20 protein-coding genes are annotated in these 22776 nt (G+C 40.1%); 4 read left to right on the forward strand and 16 right to left on the reverse strand.

The features are described from left to right. The 12 genes from ACIPK1_RS02095 to ACIPK1_RS02150 all read right to left on the reverse strand — a co-directional run. On the reverse strand, positions 1-2217 hold a 2217-nt coding region (locus tag ACIPK1_RS02095), incomplete at its 3' end, for a collagen binding domain-containing protein (protein WP_400449991.1). Positions 2218-2274: 57 nt separating this feature from the next. Then, the gene (locus tag ACIPK1_RS02100) at positions 2275-2625 is read right to left on the reverse strand and encodes a hypothetical protein (RefSeq protein WP_301389907.1); all 351 of its coding nucleotides are present in this window, start codon (positions 2623-2625) and stop codon (positions 2275-2277) included. Positions 2626-2877: 252 nt separating this feature from the next. Continuing rightward, the gene (locus tag ACIPK1_RS02105) at positions 2878-4335 is read right to left on the reverse strand and encodes a helix-turn-helix domain-containing protein (RefSeq protein WP_301389908.1); all 1458 of its coding nucleotides are present in this window, start codon (positions 4333-4335) and stop codon (positions 2878-2880) included. Positions 4336-4995: 660 nt separating this feature from the next. Beyond that, the gene (locus ACIPK1_RS02110) at positions 4996-5340 is read right to left on the reverse strand and encodes a DUF7006 family protein (protein ID WP_301405518.1); all 345 of its coding nucleotides are present in this window, start codon (positions 5338-5340) and stop codon (positions 4996-4998) included. A 71-nt stretch (positions 5341-5411) separates the two neighbouring features. After that, positions 5412-9656 (reverse strand): MucBP domain-containing protein, encoded by a 4245-nt coding sequence (locus ACIPK1_RS02115; protein ID WP_400449825.1) that lies wholly within the window; start codon positions 9654-9656, stop codon positions 5412-5414. Positions 9657-10140: 484 nt separating this feature from the next. Then, the gene (locus ACIPK1_RS02120) at positions 10141-10575 is read right to left on the reverse strand and encodes a DUF6075 family protein (protein ID WP_301388277.1); all 435 of its coding nucleotides are present in this window, start codon (positions 10573-10575) and stop codon (positions 10141-10143) included. A 593-nt stretch (positions 10576-11168) separates the two neighbouring features. Further along, positions 11169-11597: a DUF3324 domain-containing protein gene (locus tag ACIPK1_RS02125; protein ID WP_301388275.1), complete on the reverse strand. Its 429-nt coding sequence runs from the start codon at positions 11595-11597 to the stop codon at positions 11169-11171. A 320-nt stretch (positions 11598-11917) separates the two neighbouring features. Next, a complete protein-coding gene (locus ACIPK1_RS02130; protein ID WP_005234158.1) occupies positions 11918-12991 on the reverse strand; it encodes a PotD/PotF family extracellular solute-binding protein in 1074 nt (357 codons plus the stop codon). Further along, on the reverse strand, positions 12988-13824 hold the full coding sequence (locus ACIPK1_RS02135; RefSeq protein ID WP_005228535.1) for an ABC transporter permease: 837 nt from the start codon (positions 13822-13824) through the stop codon (positions 12988-12990). The genes ACIPK1_RS02130 and ACIPK1_RS02135 overlap by 4 nt, the downstream gene beginning before the upstream one ends. Next, entirely contained in the window at positions 13821-14630 is an 810-nt protein-coding gene (locus tag ACIPK1_RS02140; RefSeq protein WP_005234157.1) for an ABC transporter permease, read from the reverse strand. Before ACIPK1_RS02140 ends, ACIPK1_RS02135 begins: the two co-directional genes overlap by 4 nt. A 12-nt stretch (positions 14631-14642) precedes the next feature. Further along, entirely contained in the window at positions 14643-15731 is a 1089-nt protein-coding gene (locus tag ACIPK1_RS02145; protein WP_005228533.1) for an ABC transporter ATP-binding protein, read from the reverse strand. Positions 15732-15747: 16 nt separating this feature from the next. After that, positions 15748-16290: a helix-turn-helix domain-containing protein gene (locus tag ACIPK1_RS02150; protein ID WP_015510239.1), complete on the reverse strand. Its 543-nt coding sequence runs from the start codon at positions 16288-16290 to the stop codon at positions 15748-15750. Positions 16291-16676: 386 nt separating this feature from the next. Here ACIPK1_RS02150 and ACIPK1_RS02155 point away from each other — a divergent pair, with 386 nt between their 5' ends. The 4 genes from ACIPK1_RS02155 to ACIPK1_RS02170 are packed head-to-tail and all read left to right on the forward strand — an operon-like array spanning position 16677 to position 19648. Continuing rightward, positions 16677-17666 (forward strand): acryloyl-CoA reductase, encoded by a 990-nt coding sequence (locus ACIPK1_RS02155; RefSeq protein ID WP_301388269.1) that lies wholly within the window; start codon positions 16677-16679, stop codon positions 17664-17666. Next, the gene (gene coaB, locus ACIPK1_RS02160) at positions 17663-18412 is read left to right on the forward strand and encodes a phosphopantothenate--cysteine ligase (RefSeq protein WP_400449828.1); all 750 of its coding nucleotides are present in this window, start codon (positions 17663-17665) and stop codon (positions 18410-18412) included. The genes ACIPK1_RS02155 and coaB overlap by 4 nt, the downstream gene beginning before the upstream one ends. Before the next feature lie 31 nt (positions 18413-18443). Then, a complete protein-coding gene (gene coaC, locus ACIPK1_RS02165) occupies positions 18444-19001 on the forward strand; it encodes a phosphopantothenoylcysteine decarboxylase (protein ID WP_008380717.1) in 558 nt (185 codons plus the stop codon). 2 nt (positions 19002-19003) lie between these two features. Next, positions 19004-19648 carry an ECF transporter S component gene (locus tag ACIPK1_RS02170; RefSeq protein WP_005228527.1) on the forward strand — a complete coding sequence of 215 codons (645 nt, stop codon included), beginning with the start codon at positions 19004-19006 and terminating at the stop codon, positions 19646-19648. A gap of 65 nt (positions 19649-19713) precedes the next feature. Here the strand turns inward: ACIPK1_RS02170 and ACIPK1_RS02175 are convergent, their stop codons facing one another. The 4 genes from ACIPK1_RS02175 to ACIPK1_RS02190 form a co-directional block, all read right to left on the reverse strand. Then, positions 19714-20934 carry a hypothetical protein gene (locus ACIPK1_RS02175; RefSeq protein ID WP_301388265.1) on the reverse strand — a complete coding sequence of 407 codons (1221 nt, stop codon included), beginning with the start codon at positions 20932-20934 and terminating at the stop codon, positions 19714-19716. A gap of 116 nt (positions 20935-21050) precedes the next feature. Then, a complete protein-coding gene (gene murB, locus ACIPK1_RS02180) occupies positions 21051-21935 on the reverse strand; it encodes a UDP-N-acetylmuramate dehydrogenase (RefSeq protein WP_370447898.1) in 885 nt (294 codons plus the stop codon). A gap of 138 nt (positions 21936-22073) precedes the next feature. After that, the gene (locus ACIPK1_RS02185) at positions 22074-22424 is read right to left on the reverse strand and encodes a type II toxin-antitoxin system PemK/MazF family toxin (RefSeq protein ID WP_016621609.1); all 351 of its coding nucleotides are present in this window, start codon (positions 22422-22424) and stop codon (positions 22074-22076) included. Beyond that, positions 22418-22693, reverse strand: coding sequence for an AbrB/MazE/SpoVT family DNA-binding domain-containing protein (locus ACIPK1_RS02190; RefSeq protein ID WP_005234145.1), 276 nt, complete (start codon positions 22691-22693; stop codon positions 22418-22420). Before ACIPK1_RS02190 ends, ACIPK1_RS02185 begins: the two co-directional genes overlap by 7 nt. Positions 22694-22776: the final 83 nt, after the last annotated feature.

The raw sequence follows: 22776 nt of genomic DNA on the forward strand, positions 1-22776 counted from the left end.
GGTCGCATCCAACTCATAACCAGTCGGTGCTTGCGTTTCTACCAGCTGATATGTTCCTGGTGCCAAACCTTCGATCGCTAGTCTTCCGTCAACGCCTGTGGTTAACCCAGACTGCAAAGCTGTTCCATCTTTATCTTGTAACTCAAAGACCGCTCCTTGTAAGACTTCCCGACTCTCTTCAGCGTATTTTATTAGTTTGACGCTGCCGGTATCAAGGATATTTTGAATAGTTAATGTTACTTCTTCTATCGAGTTTTCATTTATGAAAACTTCATGGAGCGTTGAATCTAAAAGATATCCTTCTGGAGCTTGTGTTTCTCGGATTTGATATCTACCTACAGGCAGTGGTTCGCTTATAAACTCACCATTTTCATTTGTTTTACCTTCTGCTATTAATTGTGAATCACTGGATAAGATTTCAAACCCTGCTCCCGGTAGTCGTTGGCCGTTCTCATCTGTTTTAATTACTTTGATACGTCCATCAATTTTTCTCGTACTTACAACACTTGTGTTTAGCCTGCTGTCCCCATTCACTAAAGTTGCAAAATTTGAAATTTGGTCACCAACTGAATAGGCTGCTACATTGACCTTAAAAGAGAGTGTGAAATTTATTGGACCGACAATCTCACGATTCGCACTGAACCGAACTACATTATCATCCACATCTGTATCAATGAAGGAAGGAATATCTGACAGAAATGAGTCAAATACCATCCCCTCTTCCAAAACATCTTCAATAACTAGAGTATTGCTTGTACCAGAAAACATTGAAACATGTAGAGAATACGTTAGTTCATCTTCATCAAGGTTGATAATATTTTTATCCACACTTTTTCTTAAAGATATCGCAGGAAGATTGCTCGCTGGAATTCTCAAACGATAGGATTGCTCAATTACTTGATTATTATAGGTCATGCTCGCATAGTTTCGAGAAAAACCATCCTCTTGCCTTCCTTCATTGAACAAATCAACATCGGTCACTTCAAGAGCATATTCAATAATATACGCTTGCTCCCCTGTTAGATCACCAAAATCCACAATGAGTGTATTCGTTTCCCTATTGAATGATACCCTATCAACAAAATCCTCGGAGACATAATGGAAACTATTTCCTGCTTCACCAGGATTCGTTACTTCCGCAATTCGAACTCCGCCGGAAATGGTCTCTGTATTTCCACTAGCATTCCAAGTGCTCGGATTTGAAGCTAGTGTTGTTCCTTGTGGTAATACATCCGTGACCACTACACCATCTTTTTGTGATCCATCATAATTGACCGTTAATATAAACTTGTTACTATTAGTTACATCTTGCCCGTCAATTTGTAGATTACCAAGCGCACCTTGGCTGTCACTTTCTCTAGAGCCATAGTAAAGTTTCGAAAAAATAGGCTTTGATAAAGCCGCAGGTGTAATAGAAAATTCCGTGTTTACAACTTGTTCAGCATAGCTAATTTGCACATTATATGGGTTATTCGGAGCTGTCCCGCCTGTTTGAAAAGTTGCAACTTCAAACATAATGCTGAATGTATAAAGCTGAGCAGCTTCCCCCAGTCCTTCATAATCAAAAGTAAAAGGAAAAACAACATCTGTTCCTTCTTGATAAAATGCCAATGGCTTTAAAGGTGATCCAGCAGACACATTTACTACAATAGACGCAACTGATCCTATTGATTCTCTAGGAACTCGAACGAACATCTCTCCGTACTCTTCAAGAATATCACCCGCACCACCTTGAATATACCCAGTCAATGTTTGTGTATTTCTACTTATCAAGGTTGGATGCGTGGCAGAAATACCGATATCATAACTCAAAAGATTCTCTTCTTTGTTTATCTGTGGTTCTTGCGATACAGACGGATCAGAAGAATCTACTTCACTAGAAGAGGCACTGCTACTTTCTTCTGGCGCATTGATTGCAATTGAAACTGTATTGGATTTAATATCACCACTTCTTGCAGTTAACTCATATTCCCCTGAATATTCAGAAGAATAGGTAATCACACGCTCATTATCGCTGACTTGATTCACTTCCCCTTCAGTCAAGTCTTGACTCTTTTCAATGATCAATGCATCTAGAACCTCTGGGGTCCCTTGGACTCGCAGTTGAAAATTCTCTCCTTGTGCAGCTTCTGTTCGATCAATTTCAATTAATAATGATCTATCAGACAATTCGGTTAAAGATTCTGCTAATGCGGTTATTCCCCCTACCTGATTCATAATGATAAGTAAGGTTAAAAATAGATTTATTGTTTTTTGAACTATGTTTTTCAATTGTTACTCCTCCTTGTAATTTTGACTAAATAATAAGGTGCCTGATAATTTTCTAAAAAGATTCCCCAACTCAAATCTGCTTTGTTCACCATCATGTATTTGGGGCTCCTCTTCAAGCCTCACAAGATATGCTGTAAATAACGCTAATGGCTGTCGGTCATTTTCAATTTCTTCAGGTGAATGATCTGATATTTTCGTATTACTTTTAGTTATCTTTGTTACTCGACCATAACTAACTTTTCGCGAATTTTGTAAATCATCTATTTTAGATTCCGAATCATCAAAAGGAATCCACCTGAAAAATACACTAATCAGTAATAAAAAGACCGAAGTTATACTTATTTTTTTATTCATTTTGGTCGTTACCTACCATTCTTTAAACACCTCTCACCAAAAAAACTGTATGTGCTATCCTGTAAAAATAGTATACTGAAACATTCACGATCAATTTGGTCATAACGGGACATTTTTTATTCATTATTTTCATTTGGAGAAAATAATCTATAAAAAAAGCCCCCTATTCCTTCTACGAATGGCGGCTCCTCCAAGAAAAAAGTAGGATACGAGCGAGTAACTACCTTAAATCCAGCAGCATCTGACAACTATCTACACAATCTTTTTTCTTTTGATATGAATAATTTTATTTCCAAAATCTTCCCAATCATCAGAAGAAGGCGGATTTTTCCAGATTATTTGTTCAACACCAATTTTATTTATTAAGCAATCAGATAAAAACAAATCTGTTCGACTAGAAAATCGATCCTCTAATATAATGTTAAAGTTCTTAAATCCCTTAATCTGTGAAGAAATATAATGACTATATTGTTCCCCTAATGAAAAATCAACGCATACATACACTGGTTTTTCCAGTGTAGATATGTCACAAGAATCAAATAACAGGAACAGGTAATCATAAAACAATTGAGCTTGATTGATCGACTCATCGAATGGTAGTTGAGAAAATCGTTCTTCAATAATTACTTTGATCGTTCGTGCAATTTCTGGATACGTCTCTGTAAAAAAATTGATTTGTTTTTTTGAACGAAATACAAACGGATGAAAATGAAACAGAAAATATCTACGATTAGTTTGAACAATTTTTTCTAAAAGCACTTGATTTACTTCAGTTGCTTTGGCTTCTCCTAAATTTGGAAGAAGTAAGGAATCAAAAATAGCTTTGACAATTTTCTTTGATTCACCATCTACTTTAAAGAACCTATCTGTATCGATTTTTTCAACTAGTTTATTCTGTCCTCTAAAGCTAGCTGGTACACAGAGATAAAGATATAGAATAAAAGTCCCTATCTCTTTTAGGAACTGGTTTTGGTTAGGAAACGCTGTTGCTGAAAAAATATTGAGTAAACTTTGATCAATATCATAATCCGTTAGGTAATCAGCATTAATTGAATGTTTATTTTGATACCTAACCGTCATAATCCCTAAAAACAATTGTAATTTTACATATTCGGTATGTGACAACTTAAGATTAAACCAATGCAAAGCATACTGCGTAAGCTGGTTCACAGATTTTTCAGTAGCAGCTGAAAAAGGAAAGAACATCCCATTATAAATCTCAAAATAGATACAAAAAAGTTTTGTCCGGATATTTTGTTCATCACCTATAAGCTGATTTTTTTTAATCTTGATACCATTTTTTTTTAGAAAAGCTTTTAATTCTCTTCGTTTTACATAAACATTTGAACTGCTTAAATGGTTATTATCTGAAAATGTATCGACTGATTGTTCATTTACCAGTAGATCAGTCAAAATTTTAAATTTGGGGGCTGATTTAAAATAGTGAAGTCGCATTTGTTTGATTACTTCGAGATTTAATTTCTCACATAGAATTTCACCATCATCCATTAAAATAATTTGATTGATTCCCGTGACTAATTGAAGTTCTTCTGTAAGTTCCTTAAAATATACAGTGAACTTAAATTTTGTTAGCCCAGTGATTTCTCTTACTTTTGAATAGAGAATGAAGTTGTTTTTTTCAATCTCAAGTAACCTAAGAATCGAAATTTTATAATGTTCTTTTTCTTCTAACAGTTCTTCAATATTCAACTAGAACACCTCTCTAAGTCATGATTATGAATATGCCGCTTGTCTATCCGAGAATTATATAAGAAAAATTCCCTTTATGAAAGTCCATTAAATAATTTATACAATCCGAAGTTTGCAATGTAAATACATAGAGCAATAATAATTTTATGTAAGGAAGCGGTATTCTTCTTGACTACATTTATACTCAAGAGTAACTAGTAAATACAAAATGGTGCTAACTGCAGTATTTATTATTTTCAAATTTACCTATGCTACTCCTATCACAATTAGGGCTTATCACCCAATCATTTGTGTATAAACTAGCCTGGCTTTTAGTGATAAATTATCTTGGTGTATCTTTTTAATTATTCTACTTTATTGATTCTCGCTTGTATATTTTTTTAACTCAAAGATAATATTTAGCCATCACAACTGATGATATAGAAGAAAGAATCAGTTGTGATGGCTTTCAATATTAAGGTCTTTTGATAGCCGCAACGAACAGTTTCTTTATTTAGATAAGATAACTTCTCAATAACATTTCCACTGTTAGCATTTAATTATTTCCTATTGCCCTCATGGGTTAAACTAATTTTAAGTGTTAATTAGTTACTAAGGTGATCATAAACAGGGAGCACAAACGCAAAAGATTCTGCCCCTTACATTTTAATCAAAATGAATTCAACAAACATTGAATATTATGGAATGACGAGTTTCCATGCTCAAATCATATCCACACAATTCTTTAAAGTAGTTTTTATAGTCATTCTCAATAATTCGAATTATCTCATCCTTTGAAAAATCCTCAAACGTACTCAATTCTACTAATAGATTTAATTTGGCATCTATGCCCAATATTTCTGGAAAGATTTCCCAGAATGTATCTTTAGAAATATTTTCTGTTAACTTTTCTAGATTACAAAGTTGAGAATTCAAATAATCTTCCAATTCTGCCTCATCATTACATTTGTCATAGAGTTCATATCGAAAATGATCAATATATTCTTTCTTTGATGTGAATAGCATAATAGTTAAATTTCCTTTCTATAATATTGAAAAGCAACAAATCACTAATAGATTTGTTGCTTTTTTTTTAACTAATCTTTATCCTTCTTCCTTTTTCTTACCACGAATACAAAAATTCCCATGACAATAAGCGATCCCGCCAATACCATTGATACCTGTCCGATTAATGATTCACCAGTATTAGGTAATTTTTTATTTGAATCAGAGAAGTTGTTATCTGTCGATAAATCATTATCAGAATTATCTTGTTCACTATCGACTTTATTTATCACATAGATATAAACAACTTCTTGCGGGTTTTCGGTAAAGATTCCTGAAGAATTATCTGGTATTCCTGTCAAGTGCCAACCAGGAATCTCTTTGGCTTCACTTTCATATGGCAAGCCAACTTTTCCGCTCAGGATACTTGGCTCTGATAGTTGATTCCCTTCAGTATCGACATATCTAACAGTGATCGGTGCGGCATCCGAGCGGTCGTAAACATACACCGCTTCTTGTGGCTCTTCAGTAAATGTTCCTGAAGCATTGTCCGGTGTTTCCAACACATACCAGCCAGGGATCTCTTTGGCTTCACTTTCATATGGTAAGCCAACCTTTCCGCTCAGGATACTTGGTTCTGCCAGCTGGTTTCCTTCGGAATCTTGGTACTTCACAGTAACTGGTGCGGCATCTGATCGATCATACACGTACACCACTTCTTGTGGGTCTTCAGTGAAAGTCCCTGAAGCATTGTCCGGTGTTTCAATCACATACCACCCACGAATCTCTTTGGATTCACTTTCATATGGCAAACCAACTTTTCCGCTTAATATACTTGGCTCTGCTAGCTGGTTTCCTTCGGAATCTTGGTACTTCACAGTAACTGGTGCGGCATCTGATCGATCATACACGTACACTACTTCTTGCGGCTCTTCAGTGAAAGTCCCTGAAGCATTGTCTGGCGTTTCAGTTACATACCAACCAGGGATCTCTTTGGCTTCACTTTCATATGGCAAACCAACTTTTCCGCTTAATATACTTGGCTCTGCTAGCTGGTTTCCTTCGGAATCTTGGTACTTCACAGTAACTGGTGCGGCATCTGATCGATCGTACACGTACACCACTTCTTGCGGCTCTTCAGTGAAAGTCCCAGAAGCATTGTCTGGCGTTTCAGTTACGTACCAACCAGGGATCTCTTTGGCTTCACTTTCATATGGCAAACCGACTTTCCCGCTTAGGATACTTGGTTCTGATAATTGATTACCTTCAGTATCGACATATCTAACGGTGACCGGTGCGGCATCTGATCGATCGTACACGTACACCACTTCTTGCGGCTCTTCAGTGAAAGTCCCTGAAGCATTGTCTGGCGTTTCAGTTACGTACCAACCAGGAATCTCTTTGGCTTCACTTTCATAAGGCAAACCGACTTTTCCGCTTAATATACTTGGCTCTGCTAGCTGGTTTCCTTCGTAATCTTGGTACTTCACGGTGACCGGTGCGGCATCTGATCGATCGTACACGTACACTACTTCTTGCGGCTCTTCAGTGAACGTCCCTGAAGCGTTGACTGGCGTTTCAGTTACATACCAACCAGGAATCTCTTTGGCTTCACTTTCATATGATAAACCAACTTTTCCGCTTAATATACTTGGCTCTGATAGTTGATTCCCTTCGGTATCTTGATATTTCACGGTGACCGGTGCGGCATCCGAGCGGTCGTAAACGTACACCACTTCTTGTGGCTCTTCAGTGAACGTCCCTGAAGCGTTGACTGGCGTTTCAGTTACATACCAACCAGGAATCTCTTTGGCTTCACTTTCATATGGTAAGCCAACCTTTCCGCTCAGGATACTTGGTTCTGCCAGCTGGTTTCCTTCGGAATTTTGGTACTTCACAGTAACTGGTGCGGCATCTGATCGATCATACACGTACACCACTTCTTGTGGGTCTTCAGTGAAAGTCCCTGAAGCGTTGACTGGCGTTTCAGTTACGTACCAACCAGGAATCTCTTTGGCTTCACTTTCATAAGGCAAACCGACTTTCCCGCTTAGGATACTTGGTTCTGATAATTGATTACCTTCAGTATCGACATATCTAACGGTGACCGGTGCGGCATCTGATCGATCGTACACGTACACCACTTCTTGCGGATCTTCAGTGAAAGTCCCTGAAGCATTGTCTGGCGTTTCAGTTACGTACCAACCAGGGATCTCTTTGGCTTCACTTTCATATGGCAAACCAACTTTTCCGCTTAATATACTTGGCTCTGCTAGCTGGTTTCCTTCGGAATCTTGGTACTTCACAGTGACCGGTGCGGCATCTGATCGATCGTACGCGTACACCACTTCTTGCGGCTCTTCAGTGAAAGTCCCTGAAGCATTGTCTGGCGTTTCAGTTACGTACCAACCAGGAATCTCTTTGGCTTCACTTTCATATGGCAAACCAACTTTTCCGCTTAATATACTTGGCTCTGCTAGCTGGTTTCCTTCGGAATCTTGGTACTTCACAGTAACTGGTGCGGCATCTGATCGATCATACACGTACACCACTTCTTGTGGGTCTTCAGTGAAAGTCCCTGAAGCATTGTCCGGTGTTTCAATCACATACCACCCACGAATCTCTTTGGCTTCACTTTCATAAGGCAAACCGACTTTCCCGCTTAGGATACTTGGTTCTGATAATTGATTACCTTCAGTATCGACATATCTAACGGTGACCGGTGCGGCATCTGATCGATCGTAAACATACACTACTTCTTGTGGCTCTTCAGTGAACGTCCCTGAAGCGTTGACTGGCGTTTCAGTTACGTACCAACCAGGAATCTCTTTGGCTTCACTTTCATATGGCAAACCGACTTTTCCGCTTAGGGTACTTGGTTCTGATAATTGATTACCTTCAGTATCGACATATCTAACGGTGACCGGTGCGGCATCTGATCGATCGTAAACGTACACTACTTCTTGCGGATCTTCAGTGAAAGTCCCTGAAGCATTGTCTGGCGTTTCAGTTACGTACCAACCAGGAATCTCTTTGGCTTCACTTTCATATGGCAAACCGACTTTTCCGCTTAGGATACTTGGTTCTGATAATTGATTACCTTCAGTATCGACATATCTAACGGTGACCGGCGCTGCATCCGAGCGATCGTAAACATACACTACTTCTTGTGGACTATCAGTAAAAGTGCCTGTGGCATTTCTCGGTATTTCGACCACACTCCAGCCGGGAATTTCTTTAGCTTCCGTACTATACTGACTACCAAATTCGCCCTCTATTGTAACTGAAGGCGCCAGCTCATTTCCTTCAGAATCAAGAAATTTAACTGTTACTGGTTGAGAAACTTTTTTTTCCAATATATAAGTTCCTGGTTTTGAGCCATCGTAAAAGGTACTTAACAAGGTTCTTCGAGCTGTTACAACTCTTTCTTCAGGATCATTTCCGTTTTGATCTTTTAGATAAAGCCAATTTCCGGTGTATTCTACTGAAGGAGCACCGGTTTGGAAAACCGGTCTTGAAGAACTACCCATGTGCAAAAATGTTGTATTTACTCCTAAATGAATGGTTCGTAAGTTTCGAGCCTCAAAGATAAACCAAGAGTTCGTTGAGCTACTCCTTACGTTTGTCATATTCCAACTACTAATATCAAGTTCAACTAAGGAAGTCATATTATGAAAGGTTCTATTAATTGAGGTAACATTGCTAGTGTTCCAACCATTCAGATTTAAAACTTCCAGAGAATCGCTGTCTGCAAATAAAAAATCAAAAGTTGTAACCTGGCTTGTATCAAAAGATAGCGTATCAATATAGGTCAAACTTTTTAGATTTTGAAATAGGTTAGCTGCGTTAGCTTGTAAAACGACTGTGCCCTCAACAATAATGCTTTGGACATTGGTATACGTTTTCCACGGAGCAGCAGCAACTGTTCCCGCATTCCCTCCTTGTAATGTTATTGTGGCGGTCTCGCTATTCCATTCCCAGGGGACAGATCCCCAAGTACCTGCTACAACATCTTCTGCTAAAGTCTCTTCCTTTTTTTCTACTTCATCGGAATTATTCGATTCTTCACTACTATCGGTTTCATTATTCGTAGAATAGGAAGGAGTGCTCTCTTCAGAAGTACTATCAACGGTTGAACCCGAATCTATAACATTTTCTTCTATTTTATCTAAGGTACTCTCCGAACTTTCCTCAAGGGCATCAGATATTTCTTCATGCTCTTCACTGACTGAGTTATTGGTTTGCAGTTCGCTATCAACCGTATTAGCAAATACTGTAATAGGTTGACCAAGAACCATCATTCCAACTACCAATATGCTACTAAACTTGTATAACACCTAGTTTCACTCCTTTATATAAAACAGCCCAACTTGAAATGACAGTCGCATTTGTCCCAATATTCTTCATTATTTAGAATGTAAAAATTCCCATAACTCAAATTTTTACATTCCCAGTTTAATAGTATTTCCAAGACCCCAAAAAAAAATTTTAGGGTCTATTTTCCTTTTTCTCATTAACGAAGGTTATTGGTAAAATTAGTATTATATTACTGTCTACATAATACCTTTAATTACCAATAAACTCTTATCATAATTTTCATGAACCTATGAAATTTATGATTTTTATTAACCTTAATAATATATTATTGGTAGTATTCATACTAAATATTTGAACTGATGATATTATAAGTTTAATGAGATGGATAAAAGGAAACTCCATTGATCATGTAGTTCTAGTTCCCTCATTGAATATAATTATTTTCATCATTTAAACTTCAATCTCATATCGATGGCATTTCTAGCTAACTTATGTCCTGTTTCATCAATTCCAGACAAAAATTTCTAACGGAGAAACGTAATACTTCTTTCCGTTGTCAAACTCATGGAAATCCTGATATGTATATAAGTTATATCCCAAAGCAAGCAGTCTTTTATCACCGCCACATAAATGACCATCAAACCAGATTTCACTATTGATCTCTTTTCCTTTAATATTAACAAATGTGTGCAGTTCATTGAACAGTCTATCATCACCAGACAAAATATACACTAAGCTTCTCCAGTAAGGATCATTAAGATCCTTAAATCCTAATTCATTCATCATATTAGTGAATTTTCTAATGTGTTCTTTGTTTAAAAATAATTCTTCCGTAATATCTTCCTCCCAGATTCTGTACCAATCGAGTATAATTTGATTAATTGAATTCGACTTTTGCATTTTTAAATTCAAAATATTTTCCTGACATCCAGTCTTCATTCTCATTCACCAAAATAAACTGATTGGTGCCCATCACTAATTGATACTTCAGTCGACAGGATTTACATTTATAGTAATCAGTCGGGTACATAAACTCACACTACGCTCATACAGTTGCTGTGCGAGACTCCCTCAATCGTTTGGCGGCCAGTACAACCGTTTGTTGTAGGATGTAATCGGTATTTTACATTGACCGCCATAACACTCTCTTTTTTGTGACAAGTCAATCACTCCTTTCATTGAGATCTTATACGCTTAACCGTTCTTTTATATACGGTATAAGCATAACTTCGGAGAAGTTCCGTTTAAATACACAGATAGAAAGAACCATTTTCTATCACTACTCATTTCAAAAGATTATTTAATGAAAGAGTACCCGGATATTTACAGTATTAAAAAAATGATTTTTCTTTTCAAAGTTCACATCACCCTTCCAATGTTTTGGAAGGTTATATCAGAAAATACAATGTATTTAAATGTTTCTTTTTTTAAAGATGCTACGAGAGTCGATCCTTTTAATGACGAATTATTTTCTAATATCTTTATCTCCCAATAGTTTATATTAGTGGGCTGCACACTCGTAGTCCTCTAATCTAAACTGTATTTACAAACACAGCTGATTCATTTAGATTGGCTGCTTCTTCGGTTGTTATAGTAAAATTCCTCTCAAATTCGTAAGTTTTATCATCCGCCTCAACTATTAACTGAATAGTGTATTCTTCAGGTTGGATAGCTGTCTGTTGAAGATCAATTCCATAGTTAAAATTCGAGTTTGGTGCCATTTTTAAGCCTGTTCGATTACTAATATATAGGGGAGATTCTTCCCCAAGGCGATAAATAGTTGCTTCCATAGCTAAAGATGAGATCATTCTTTCAGCAGTATTTTGCAAATTAGCTTCGATAAAATTAAAGCTAGACCGTTGAGCTGCCCGGACATCGTTTAATTGTAGTTCATTTTCAGATACTTCATCCCCTAACTCAATCATCACAGCAATATTATAAGAAAATCGATTCACTACCATAGCTGAACCTTCATCAGAAATTAAAAAACCTTCTAGAAAAAATGGCAGCTAATCTACACATTTTCTAGAAGGATTGGTTAATTATTTATTGAGGTGAAACTAAGAGAATAATCGACTGTTCTATAATATTTATCAACCATTAATCATAAGATATAATGACATTTTTCTGGAAGAAATTTATTGGAAGAAAGCTTTAAATAACGCCGAAAAATATGTTTTTAACGATTTTTTGGAAGAAAATTGGAAAACTAACAAGAAAAATGGTTGAAAGGGTTCGTTATATTTGGTTGGTTTTATGCCATTCTTACTGAGTTTTCACGCTATTTCCGATACATCTTCAATTCCAAGAACAAATCGTTATAGATGCCAAGATACTCAGCACCTAAGTTTTCATAGACTTCGAGGTGTTCCATCAATTCATCGGATGGGTAGAATTGTTCGTCTTCGGTGATCTCGTCTGGCAGTAAGGCCATGGCTTCTTGGTTAGGTGTGGAATAGCCGATGTACTCTGCGTTTTGTGCAGCATTCTCGGGTTCTAGCATAAAGTTCAAGAAGGCGTAAGCACCGGCTTCGTTTTGTGAGGTCTTAGGAATGACCATATTATCAAACCACAGGTTGGAGCCTTCCGAAGGGATCACATAATGAATGTGTTCGTTTTCGTACATCATGTCGGCTGCTTCCCCAGAAAATGTGACCGCAACCGATGCTTCTTCATTGGCCATGTACATCTTGATTTCATCTGCGACGATGGCTTTGATGTTTGGGGTCATGGTCCGAAGCTTATTGAATGCCTCTTGCAGCTGATCATCGTCTTTGCTGTTTAGAGAATAGCCTAAGCTGTCCAAACCTAATCCCATTACTTCACGCGCGCCATCGATCAGCATGATGCTGTTTGCTAATTCGGGTTTCCAAAGATCGTCCCATTGGGTGATCTCACCTTCATCAAAGAATTTATCGTTATAGACGATCCCTAGTGTTCCCCAGAAATAAGGGATCGAATATTGATTGCCCGGATCAAAACTCAGGTCTAAAAAGCGAGGGTCGATATTGTCTAGCCCTTTGATTTTGCTGTGATCCAATGGTTTTAAAAGATTTTGTTCCATCATTTTCTCAATCATGTATTCACTCGGTATGGCGATGTCATAGGACGTACCGCCTTGTTGGATCTTCGTGAACATCGCTTCATTTGAGTCAAAGGTTTCATAATTGACTTTGTAGCCAGTCTCTTCTTCAAACTTACTGATCAAATCAGGGTCGATGTAGTCGCCCCAGTTGTAGATGTTGACGACCTCAGCACCTGCCATACCAGAGGTGCGTTCCAATTCACGGACACCAAAGAGCAAGATCAGGACGATCGCAACAATACCGATAATCAGAGATTGTAGTCGTTTCATCGCAGATTTGCCACCTCCACACGGCGGTTTTTACGTAATTTCTTCGCGCCGTTTTCTTTACTGATAAAGTAATAGCCTACCACCAGAATCATGGAGAATAAGAAGACAAGTGTGCTTAATGCATTGATTTCTAAACTGATTCCTTGACGTGCTCTAGAATAGATCTCTACTGATAAGGTACTAAAGCCATTGCCCGTCACAAAGAATGTTACGGCAAAATCATCAAGTGAATAAGTAAAGGCCATGAAATAGCCGGCGATGATGCCCGGTGTCAAGAAAGGCAAAATGATATTTTTAATGACTTGAAAATTATTCGCGCCTAAATCACGGGCAGCATCGATCATTGAATCGTTCATCTCTTGCAATTTCGGCAAGACCATCAATACCACGATCGGGATACTAAAGGCGATATGCGAAAGCAACACGCTGAAAAAGCCTAAGCTAAACCCACGGAACAAGTTGCCGATCATCGTAAAGAAAATCAAGAAACTGGCGCCAATGATGACATCTGGTGAAACCAGCAAAATATTATTCAAACTCAACAAGGCCGTTCTCGTTCGGCGCTTGCGGGTATAGTAGATGCCCATCGCACCAAATGTGCCAATGATCGTTGCCAGTAATGCTGATAAAAATGCCAGCATAAAGGTGTTCAACACGATGATCATCAAGCGGGTATCTTGAAAGACGGATTGGTAATGTTCAAAAGTGAAACCCGTAAAAGCATTCATGGTGCCTCCTTCATTGAAGGAATAGAAAATCAAATAAAAGATCGGCACGTACAAAAGAATAAAGACGACGATCAGATAAAGATTCGACCAGCGAAATTTTTTCATTTACGTTGCCCTCCTTTTTTCTTTTCTCCCGTAAACAACATCACGAGGAACATGGCGATGATCAAAATGACGCCGATGGTCGAACCCATGCCCCAATTTTGGGTAACGAGAAAGTGCTGCTCGATCGCCGTACCAAGCGTGATCACGCGATTGCCCCCAATCAAACGGGTCAACATGAAGAGGGAGAGCGATGGAATGAAGACGGCTTGGACGCCGCTTTTTACCCCGTTTAACGAAAGAGGGAAAATCACTCGTCGGAAAGTATCATAGCTGTTTGCCCCTAGATCGCGACTGGCACTGATCAAAGAGGGATTCATTTCTTCTAAGGCATTAAAAATCGGCATGATCATAAAGGGCAGTTCGATATAGACGGCAACCGTCAAAAAGCTGAAGTCAGTAAACAAAATCTGCTTTGGTCCAACCCCCATGATTTCTAGGAAGTTGTTGACACTGCCATGAATGCCGAAAATCCCAATAAACGCATAGGCTTTTAACAATAAGTTGACCCACGTTGGTAAGATGATCAACAGCAGCCACAAATCTTTGTGGCGCAGCTTAGTTAAGAAATACGCTGTCGGGTAGCTGATCACTAAGGTAATCAAGGTGATCAAAAAGGCATACCAAACCGAGTTTAAGGTCATGATCAAATATTTTCCCGAACCTAAGTAGCTTTGATAATTGACCAGCGAAAAGTTGCCGTTCATATCAAAAAAAGATTGGTAGATGATCAATAAGACTGGTGCAATAACAAATAGCAATAACCAAAAGACATAGGGTATCGCATAAAAACGACGCATTTTCGTCATTAGCTTTCCCTCCTAATCTTCGTAGCTCTCTAAACGAGCATCAAAATCTTCTTCGGACTCATTGAAACGCATGACGTGGATGTCTTCTGGTTCAAAGGAAAGACCGATCTTGCTTCCTTCAGTGGCTTTTCTTGTAGAGTGAACCATCCACTCGTTGCCTTGTTCGTCGTAACAAATGATCTCGTAATGCACGCCTCGGAACAATTGCGTGTCTACTTCAACGACCAGCTTGCCTTTTTCCGCCGTCGTCAAATTCAAATCTTCTGGACGGATCACGATCTCAACGGCTTCATTCGGCCGCATCCCGCCATCGACACATTCAAATTGCTTGCCGACAAATTCCACTAAGTTGTCTTCGATCATCGTACCTGTGACGATGTTGCTTTCACCGACAAAATCCGCCACAAAATGGTTGATTGGTTCATCGTAGATATCCACCGGTGTGCCGCTTTGGACGATCTTCCCTTTGTTCATAACGAAAATCTCATCACTCATCGCCAACGCTTCTTCTTGGTCATGGGTGACAAAAATAAAGGTGATGCCTAGTCGCTGCTGCAATTCCCGCAGTTCGTATTGCATGTCAGTTCGCAATTTCAAATCCAATGCGGACAATGGTTCATCAAGAAGCAATACTTTGGGTTCATTGACGATCGCTCGTGCGATTGCGACCCGTTGGCGTTGTCCTCCAGACATTTCGCTGATTTCACGATTCTCATAACCAGGAAGCTGCACTAGCCGCAACGCTTCTAAGACTTTTTTATTCACTTCATCTTTTGGTAATTTTTTGATTCGCAGACCAAATGCCACATTTTCAAAAACGTTCATATGTGGGAATAAGGCGTAATCTTGAAAGACAGTATTCACTTGCCGTTGATTGGCAGGAACATCATTGATTCTTTGTCCATCAAAATAAACGTCGCCTTCTGTTGCGTCCGAAAAACCCGCAATGATGCGTAAGATGGTTGTTTTTCCACAACCTGAAGGACCTAACAATGTATAAAAGCGACCTTCTTCAATATCAAAACTCACTTTTTTCAAAACTGTTTCATCATCATCAAATCGCTTCACCACATTGTTGAATGAAATTATTGTTTTTCCCACACTCTTTCCTCCTGTACTATAAATAAGAATCTGTCACGACTACAAGCACACGGCTTTTTTTGCCCGCAATATTTTTTAATTGATGCGGCTCAGTCGCCTGATAATAAATCGATTGGCCTTTACGAGCCTTGTACTGCGTTTCTCCTAGTGTCAAGGCCACACTGCCCTCTAAGACATAGATAAATGTTTCTGCTAACGATGGTTCAAAGGTCTTGTATTCGCCCGCTTTATCAAAGGTCAGCAAGACTGGCTCCATTTCTTTTTCATTGGAATCGGGAATCAGCCACTTCAATTCATAGCCATTTTCTTCATCATAATAAAGCGTGCTGTCTTCTTCGCGATAAACCACTTGATGCTGCGCATTTTCTTCTCGGAAAAATTCCTCTGGTGTCACGCCTAAAACTTCTAAGATCGTAAAAAAAGTTTCCATAGAAGGCGAACTCAAATCACGCTCCAACTGTGAGATATAGCCTTTCGTCAAATCGGTCCGCTCGCCTAATTCTTCTTGGGTCAAATTCTTTTGAACGCGCAAATTGCGCAGCTTCTCGCCAATCTCCATGTTCATTCCCCCTTTGATTGACACAACTTCAAATAAAAAAGTTTGCTATAAGTAAACTTCATGTTTAATTTCACTTTTTCTAGTATACAAATAATTGCAAAAAACACAAGCCTTTTTTCTTCATTTTTTTGAAATCTTTTCTCTCTGATCAAAAAAAGGAGTGACGCTAAACGCTTGTATTATAAAGGAAAGGAGTGGCGGTCCCGTCATTTTCGCTTTTCAAAGGTTTAAAAGAACAACTTCTATTTTAACGAAGAAAAGGTAGATTTAATAATGATCTGTTTTTGCTGATTTTTTGATAAGAAGCCCTACCTTTTCTTGCTTCGCTGGTTAAAAAAATAAAACTTATGGTATTATGAGTACAAACCATCAAAGGAGTGTCTGAAATGACGAATTTCTCTACCTTTCGTGTCATGAATGAACCAAATTTTACTGCTTCACTCACAACTGCAACCCTTGACGAGCTGCCAGCAGGCGATGTGCTTGTCCGTGTTGATTACTCAGATGTCAATTACAAAGATGCCTTGGCAGCAAAAGAAAATGGCGGCGTGATCCGCACGTATCCGATGACGCCGGGAATCGATTTAGCAGGGGAAGTCGTGGACAGTCAGTCTGCTGATTTTGCCCCAGGCGACCAAGTCTTAGTGACAGGTTATGGCTTAGGGGTTTCTCACCCAGGCGGTTACAGTCAATTTCAACGGGTCCCAGCCGAGTGGCTCGTGAAACGTTCTGCTGGTTTTTCAGCAAAAGACAGTATGACCTATGGCACTGCTGGGTTCACAGCAGCTTTAGCGGTGCAAGAATTAGAACAGCTGCACTTAGCAAAAGACGCTGCTATTTTGGTGACAGGTGCTAGCGGTGGCGTCGGCAGTGTCAGCATTGCTTTATTGAAAAAACTGGGCTATACAAATATAGTGGCGCTATCTCGGAAAACCGATGCGCAATGGTTGTTGGACCTAGGCGCAGCGAAAATCATCAGTCCTGATGACGTGGTACCAGAAAAGGTCAAACCATTAGCAAAACAAACGTTTGCAGCGGTCATCGATACAGTTGGCGGTCCATTGCTTGCGGCAGTGCTTCCGCAAATCGCGTATGGGGGCGGTGCCTTCTTATGCGGCAATGCTGGTGGAATCAAAATCGAAACGACTGTCTTACCATTTATTTTGCGTGGGATTCGCGTAATTGGGATCGATTCGGTCAATGTTTCCCATGAGATCCGCTCGGCATTATGGGAGAAATTAGCGGGTGAGTGGAATGTGATCGATCAGCTTTACACGAAAGCCATCACTTTGGAAGACTTGCCAGAAACATTGGCAGCTTTATTAGCTGGTACGCACCAAGGACGGACGATCGTTGAGGTGTCACAAGCGCAATGAGAATTTTGATTACGGCTGGCGGTACTTCCGAAAAAATCGATGATGTCCGTGCAATCACGAATCATTCCACGGGCTCACTTGGTCAAGCCATTGCCAAGGAATGGCTGCAATACCCTGAGGTGGCCATCGATTACGTTACGACGAAAACTGCCAAACAACCGCCGATCGATCCACGCGTTACCTGTCATTTCATTGAAGGGACCACGGACTTATTGACGCAGTTGACCGATTTATTGACGACCCATTCGTATGCTGCTGTGATCCACAGTATGGCAGTCAGTGATTTCACCCCTGCTGCTCATTTTTCAGAAGCAGCGTTTTATGAAGCAATCAACGATGCCCTACCAGCTTATGACAACCAGGTCACTCCGGCATTGATGGCACACGTGCTCTCACAATCTGAATCAACGGCAGGCAAAGTTTCTTCCAATACTGATCATTTGTTTTTAGTGTTGAAGAAAACCCCGAAAGTGATCCAAACCATCAAAGCATTACAGCCGACAACCTTATTAGTCGGATTCAAATTATTAGTAGACGTAGCGGAAGCCGAGTTGTTTGCGGTCGCACGAAAAAGTCTGCTGGCTAGCCAAGCGGATTATGTGTTGGCCAACGACTTGACGCAAATTTCTGGAAACCAGCATGTCGGACACCTTTTGACACAAGAAGGACAAATCGGGACTGGCCGCACAAAAGCTGAGATCGCAACCTTGATCGTTGACACATTACGCAATGACCTGCGTGCTTAGCTAGATGTTTTTTAGAAAAGGAGAAAGAAACATGAAACAAAAACACGTTCTGCTTGGCGTCAGCGGCAGTATCTCTGCATACAAAGCAGCCGACCTAACCAATGAATTAACCAAAAAGGGCTATGCAGTGGATGTCTTAATGACCCAAAATAGCACACAATTTATTACGCCTTTGACGTTACAGTCATTATCCAAACGCCCGATCCATGTGGATGTTATGCAAGAGCGCCAACCAGATCGGATCAACCATATTGAACTAGCCAAACAAGCCGATCTTTTCTTGCTCGCCCCAGCCAGTGCCAACAGTATTGGCAAGCTGGCGCATGGGTTAGCCGATGATTTGATCTCAACAGTTGCCTTAGCGTTGCCGTTATCCGTGCCCCGCTTGATTGCACCAGCCATGAATACCGTCATGTACGAAAACCCGATTGTTCAAAGAAATTTAGGGATTTTGAAAGAAGTCGGCTTCCAAGAGATTGAACCCCGTGAAGCGTTACTGGCTTGCGGTGATTTCGGCAGAGGCGCATTAGCAGCAACAGAAACGATTCTCGAAAAAGCATTGACTGCTTTGGAAGTACGGAGTGTCTAACAATGAAAAAAATATCAACTTTTGAACTTGTCTTAACAGCTTTCTTTTTAGGAATCTTGATTCTTTTAGCATCGGTACCCTTTCTTGGGTTTATTCCCTTAGGACCAATCAATGCGACAACGATGCACATTCCTGTGATCATCGCTTCCATTGTATTGGGCCCTCGGATCGGCGGCTTTTTAGGCGGCGCCTTTGGGATCATCAGTATGGTGCGTTCGACATGGATCATCACCCCGCTTTCTTTTGTCTTCTCTCCTTTCGTACCGATTTATGGGAGTGATCAAGGAAGTTGGAAAGCGATCCTCGTAGCGCTGATTCCCCGTATTTTGATTGGTGTCGTTCCTTACTTTGTTTATAAAGGCTGTCAAAAAATCTGGAAAAACAAACAGCAAAGTCTTTCGCTACTGATTGCTGGTGTTGCCGGAGGTTTGACGAATACGATCCTGGTAATGAACTTAATCTACTTCTTGTTCCAGCAAGAATATGCGGAGGTTGTGGGAAAAGCCGGCAATGCTGTTTACGCAGCGATTTTGGGTGTGATCTTCGCCCAAGGCGTGCCTGAAGCCATTGTAGCGGGAATCGCCACGATGGCAGTTGGAACCGTTCTTTTGCGCTTAGTCATGAACCGCAAAAAAAATCGAATCTAAAAAATAGCGACCGCCTAAAGTTAGCTTTTTGGCTAACTTAGGCGGTCGCTTCCCTTTTGAGTGACTCATAAACTTTGTGTCATCTGGAGTGCTTCGACAAGCTCTTGATACTGCTCTTGGGTCAAATACTCTTCATAAAATGTCAGATAATCATCGATATCTGCTTGGGTCAAATAAGGCAGCTCTTGCTTGATTTGCAGCAGCAGTTCTTCAAACTCCTCATCCGTCAGCATATAAGAAGACCAATCATCGGCTTCATCATAGCTATCCCAGTACTCATCATCATAATCATTCTCATCCCCATCGTCATAGCTGTCATCCCAGCCATAATCATAGGGAGAAAACAATTCTTCTGGGTCAATCAATTCTTCCGCTGTGGGAATCGCAACCGCAGTATCACTTTTCTTCCCTGTAAAAGTCACCGTGGCTCCGATAGTGGTTTGCAGCTCATCCGCTTGCACGAAGTGAAAAGCCATTTTCTGCTGATTTGTTTTCGTATTGACGGTCATAGCTAAGTCAAACTGTTCGACTTCTTCCAGCATCGCTTCTAATTCGGCGACTTGCTTTTGATCGGCGCCGTGTTCTTGGGCATAGGTTGCATAATCTGCCAATTCTTCTTTGGTAAACGTGTGGCTGATCGTATCTCCATCTCTTTTGAAAGCATCCGGTTCAAAGGTTTTCAAATAGTCTGCAAATGTCTCATTATGAAAAAGACTGTTCATGGTAAAGAGGTTTTCAGGCGCTTTTTCTGCTTCGGTTGTCCCCTCGCCGTCCTCTGCAAAAGTTTCTTCGCCAAAGTAAGAATCCAAGGTTTCTTGATCGATGCGCAGGTATTTGCCTTCATATTCCGCAGCGTCTGGATTTGTCCCATAACTGTCACTACCAAATGCGCTGATATACCCTTGCAGTGTTTCATAGATTTCAGCTGACACATACGCTTCTTGTTTTTCTGGATCGACGATCAGCTTGATCGGCAGCTCCTGACCGCCATAAGCAACTGCCAGATTGAGTAAAATCGCTTTGGTTTCTTTGTCCTGGACGAAATCCCCTTTAAATGACGAGCCGACTAACTGTGACATCAACATAGAGGCATACCTATCGGCTTCTTGACCGTATTCGCTGGTGCTACCCATCTCAAAGGTATCGATCGTCGCTTGGAATTCACCAGCATTCGTTGCTTGCTGATTCGTTAACTGTTCGGCAAACTGTTCTTGCGGTAATTTCGTACAACCACCGAAAAGAAAGGCGAACCCAACAAACAAAATGACGCATCCCCACTTTTTCATCCTGCTCACTCCTTTTCGTTTATTGTACCGAAGACTGCGAAAGCTTACAATCCTAAGCTCTTTTTATTAGCTCTCATGAAAAAAAGATTGCCCCGCGGGACAATCTTTTCGCTAATCTATTCTTCGCCGATGATTCGGACTTCTGTTTCTAAGGTGACATCAAAGGTTTCTTTGATGACTTGTTGGATATGAGCGATCAGTTCAACGTAATCCGTGGCTGTTGCTTGATCGACATTCACGATAAAGCCCGCATGTTTTTCCGAAATTTGGGCACCGCCCCATTTCAATCCTTGTAAGCCTGCATCTTGGATCAGCTTGCCGGTAAAATGACCGACTGGACGTTTGAAGACACTCCCACAAGAGGGGTATTCTAGCGGTTGCTTCAATTGCCGCAATTCTGTCAGTTCATCCATCCGCTTTTTGATTTGCTCTTGATCGCCTTTTGCTAAATCAAAGCGACTGCTCAAAATGATCATCTTTTGCTCTTGCAATTTGCTATGGCGATAAGCAAATTCCATTTCTTCCTTGGTATAAGTCACGATTTGACCATTAGCCAGCAAAACGTCGCAGGACGCAAAAACATCTTGGATCTCGCCATCATAGGCGCCTGCATTCATAAAGACGGCACCGCCGACACTGCCGGGAATCCCGCAGGCAAATTCAAAACCAGTCAACGATTCATGCAAAGCGACATAGGTGGTATCGATCAACTTTGCTCCAGCATCGACGATCAAAGAAGTGCCGTCCACCACGATTTGGTTCATTTCTGATAGCATGATCACCACGCCACGAATACCACCATCACGGACGATCAAGTTGCTGGCATTTCCTAAGACGATCCAAGGAATCGCTTGTTCTCGGCAATAATCAAGCAGCTGTTTAGCCTCTTCCGCTGTTTTGGGAAAAGCCAAAATGTCTGCCGGTCCACCAGTTTTTGTATACGTATAGTTCAATAAGGGTTCATCTTTTAATAAGGCAATTTCAGGGAATTGCGCAATCATCAAGTCTTTATTCACGAGAAGGTTTCCTTTCACAATAAACATCTCACTTATTTTAGCATGTTCAAGGAAAAGTTGCTACCTCTGGTGAATCAAAGAAAAGCTTAATAATCGAATGACCTGATTAATAAAGAGTAAGCTTCAAAAAAAGTGTTTTGTTATTTCAGATAATCGTTCTTTCATCTCCGTTGTGACTTTATCGACTACTTCTAAGTTGCTGCGATGCAAGAGGTCCACACTGCGAATATGCTGACAAAGAATCGTCCCTTGAACTTTACTCTTTTGTGTTTCGGTAACTGTTTGAAACGCATTCGATCGAGCGAATTTTTCTTCTACATATTTTTTTGAGCTACTGATTGGCATCACTAAGACGGTATTGAAACTCTTGTTATAATAATCATTACTAACCACCACACACGGTCTTTTTTTTGCCATTTCATTTCCTTTGGTGGGATTTAAGTCAATAAAAAGAATATCTCCTTGTCTTACCATTCAATATTCTCCTCACCTAAATCTTCTCCAAAAAACATCTCACCTGTATCAAATTTCCCCGTTTCTTCTACGATCGCTAATTCTTGTTTCCAAAAATCTTCAAAGGAAGGTGCTGCTTTTTCGCCTGTTACCTTGATCTCGCCTTCTGGAGTAAATTCAAAAATTACCCGCTGATTCTCTTTTAAGCCTAACTTTTGCCGCACACTTTTTGGAATAGTTATTTGATTTTTCGAAGTCATTTTCGCTGAAACTTGCGCTTTGATCGTCATGTGAACTGCCCCCTTTTCAAAACGATTGTAACATAAAACGTAAGGAAAAGTAAGGATTTATTAATCCTTTTTCGTACCACAAA

It is taken from the genome of Enterococcus sp. NPDC086594, assembly GCF_044746145.1.
GTDB classification, from domain to species: domain Bacteria; phylum Bacillota; class Bacilli; order Lactobacillales; family Enterococcaceae; genus Enterococcus_D; species Enterococcus_D entomosocium.

What these genes read in the sequence shown, in the direction of transcription:
- ACIPK1_RS02100 (WP_301389907.1), bottom strand. Translation starts at nt 2,625, where the DNA reads ATGAATAAAAAAATAAGTATAACTTCGGTCTTTTTATTACTGATTAGT.
- ACIPK1_RS02110 (WP_301405518.1), bottom strand. Translation starts at nt 5,340, where the DNA reads ATGCTATTCACATCAAAGAAAGAATATATTGATCATTTTCGATATGAA.
- ACIPK1_RS02120 (WP_301388277.1), bottom strand. Translation starts at nt 10,575, where the DNA reads ATGAAGACTGGATGTCAGGAAAATATTTTGAATTTAAAAATGCAAAAG.
- ACIPK1_RS02125 (WP_301388275.1), bottom strand. Translation starts at nt 11,597, where the DNA reads ATGGTAGTGAATCGATTTTCTTATAATATTGCTGTGATGATTGAGTTA.
- ACIPK1_RS02130 (WP_005234158.1), bottom strand. Translation starts at nt 12,991, where the DNA reads ATGAAACGACTACAATCTCTGATTATCGGTATTGTTGCGATCGTCCTG.
- ACIPK1_RS02135 (WP_005228535.1), bottom strand. Translation starts at nt 13,824, where the DNA reads ATGAAAAAATTTCGCTGGTCGAATCTTTATCTGATCGTCGTCTTTATT.
- ACIPK1_RS02140 (WP_005234157.1), bottom strand. Translation starts at nt 14,630, where the DNA reads ATGACGAAAATGCGTCGTTTTTATGCGATACCCTATGTCTTTTGGTTA.
- ACIPK1_RS02150 (WP_015510239.1), bottom strand. Translation starts at nt 16,290, where the DNA reads ATGGAGATTGGCGAGAAGCTGCGCAATTTGCGCGTTCAAAAGAATTTG.
- ACIPK1_RS02155 (WP_301388269.1), top strand. Translation starts at nt 16,677, where the DNA reads ATGACGAATTTCTCTACCTTTCGTGTCATGAATGAACCAAATTTTACT.
- coaB (WP_400449828.1), top strand. Translation starts at nt 17,663, where the DNA reads ATGAGAATTTTGATTACGGCTGGCGGTACTTCCGAAAAAATCGATGAT.
- coaC (WP_008380717.1), top strand. Translation starts at nt 18,444, where the DNA reads ATGAAACAAAAACACGTTCTGCTTGGCGTCAGCGGCAGTATCTCTGCA.
- ACIPK1_RS02170 (WP_005228527.1), top strand. Translation starts at nt 19,004, where the DNA reads ATGAAAAAAATATCAACTTTTGAACTTGTCTTAACAGCTTTCTTTTTA.
- ACIPK1_RS02175 (WP_301388265.1), bottom strand. Translation starts at nt 20,934, where the DNA reads ATGAAAAAGTGGGGATGCGTCATTTTGTTTGTTGGGTTCGCCTTTCTT.
- murB (WP_370447898.1), bottom strand. Translation starts at nt 21,935, where the DNA reads ATGATTGCGCAATTCCCTGAAATTGCCTTATTAAAAGATGAACCCTTA.
- ACIPK1_RS02185 (WP_016621609.1), bottom strand. Translation starts at nt 22,424, where the DNA reads ATGGTAAGACAAGGAGATATTCTTTTTATTGACTTAAATCCCACCAAA.
- ACIPK1_RS02190 (WP_005234145.1), bottom strand. Translation starts at nt 22,693, where the DNA reads ATGACGATCAAAGCGCAAGTTTCAGCGAAAATGACTTCGAAAAATCAA.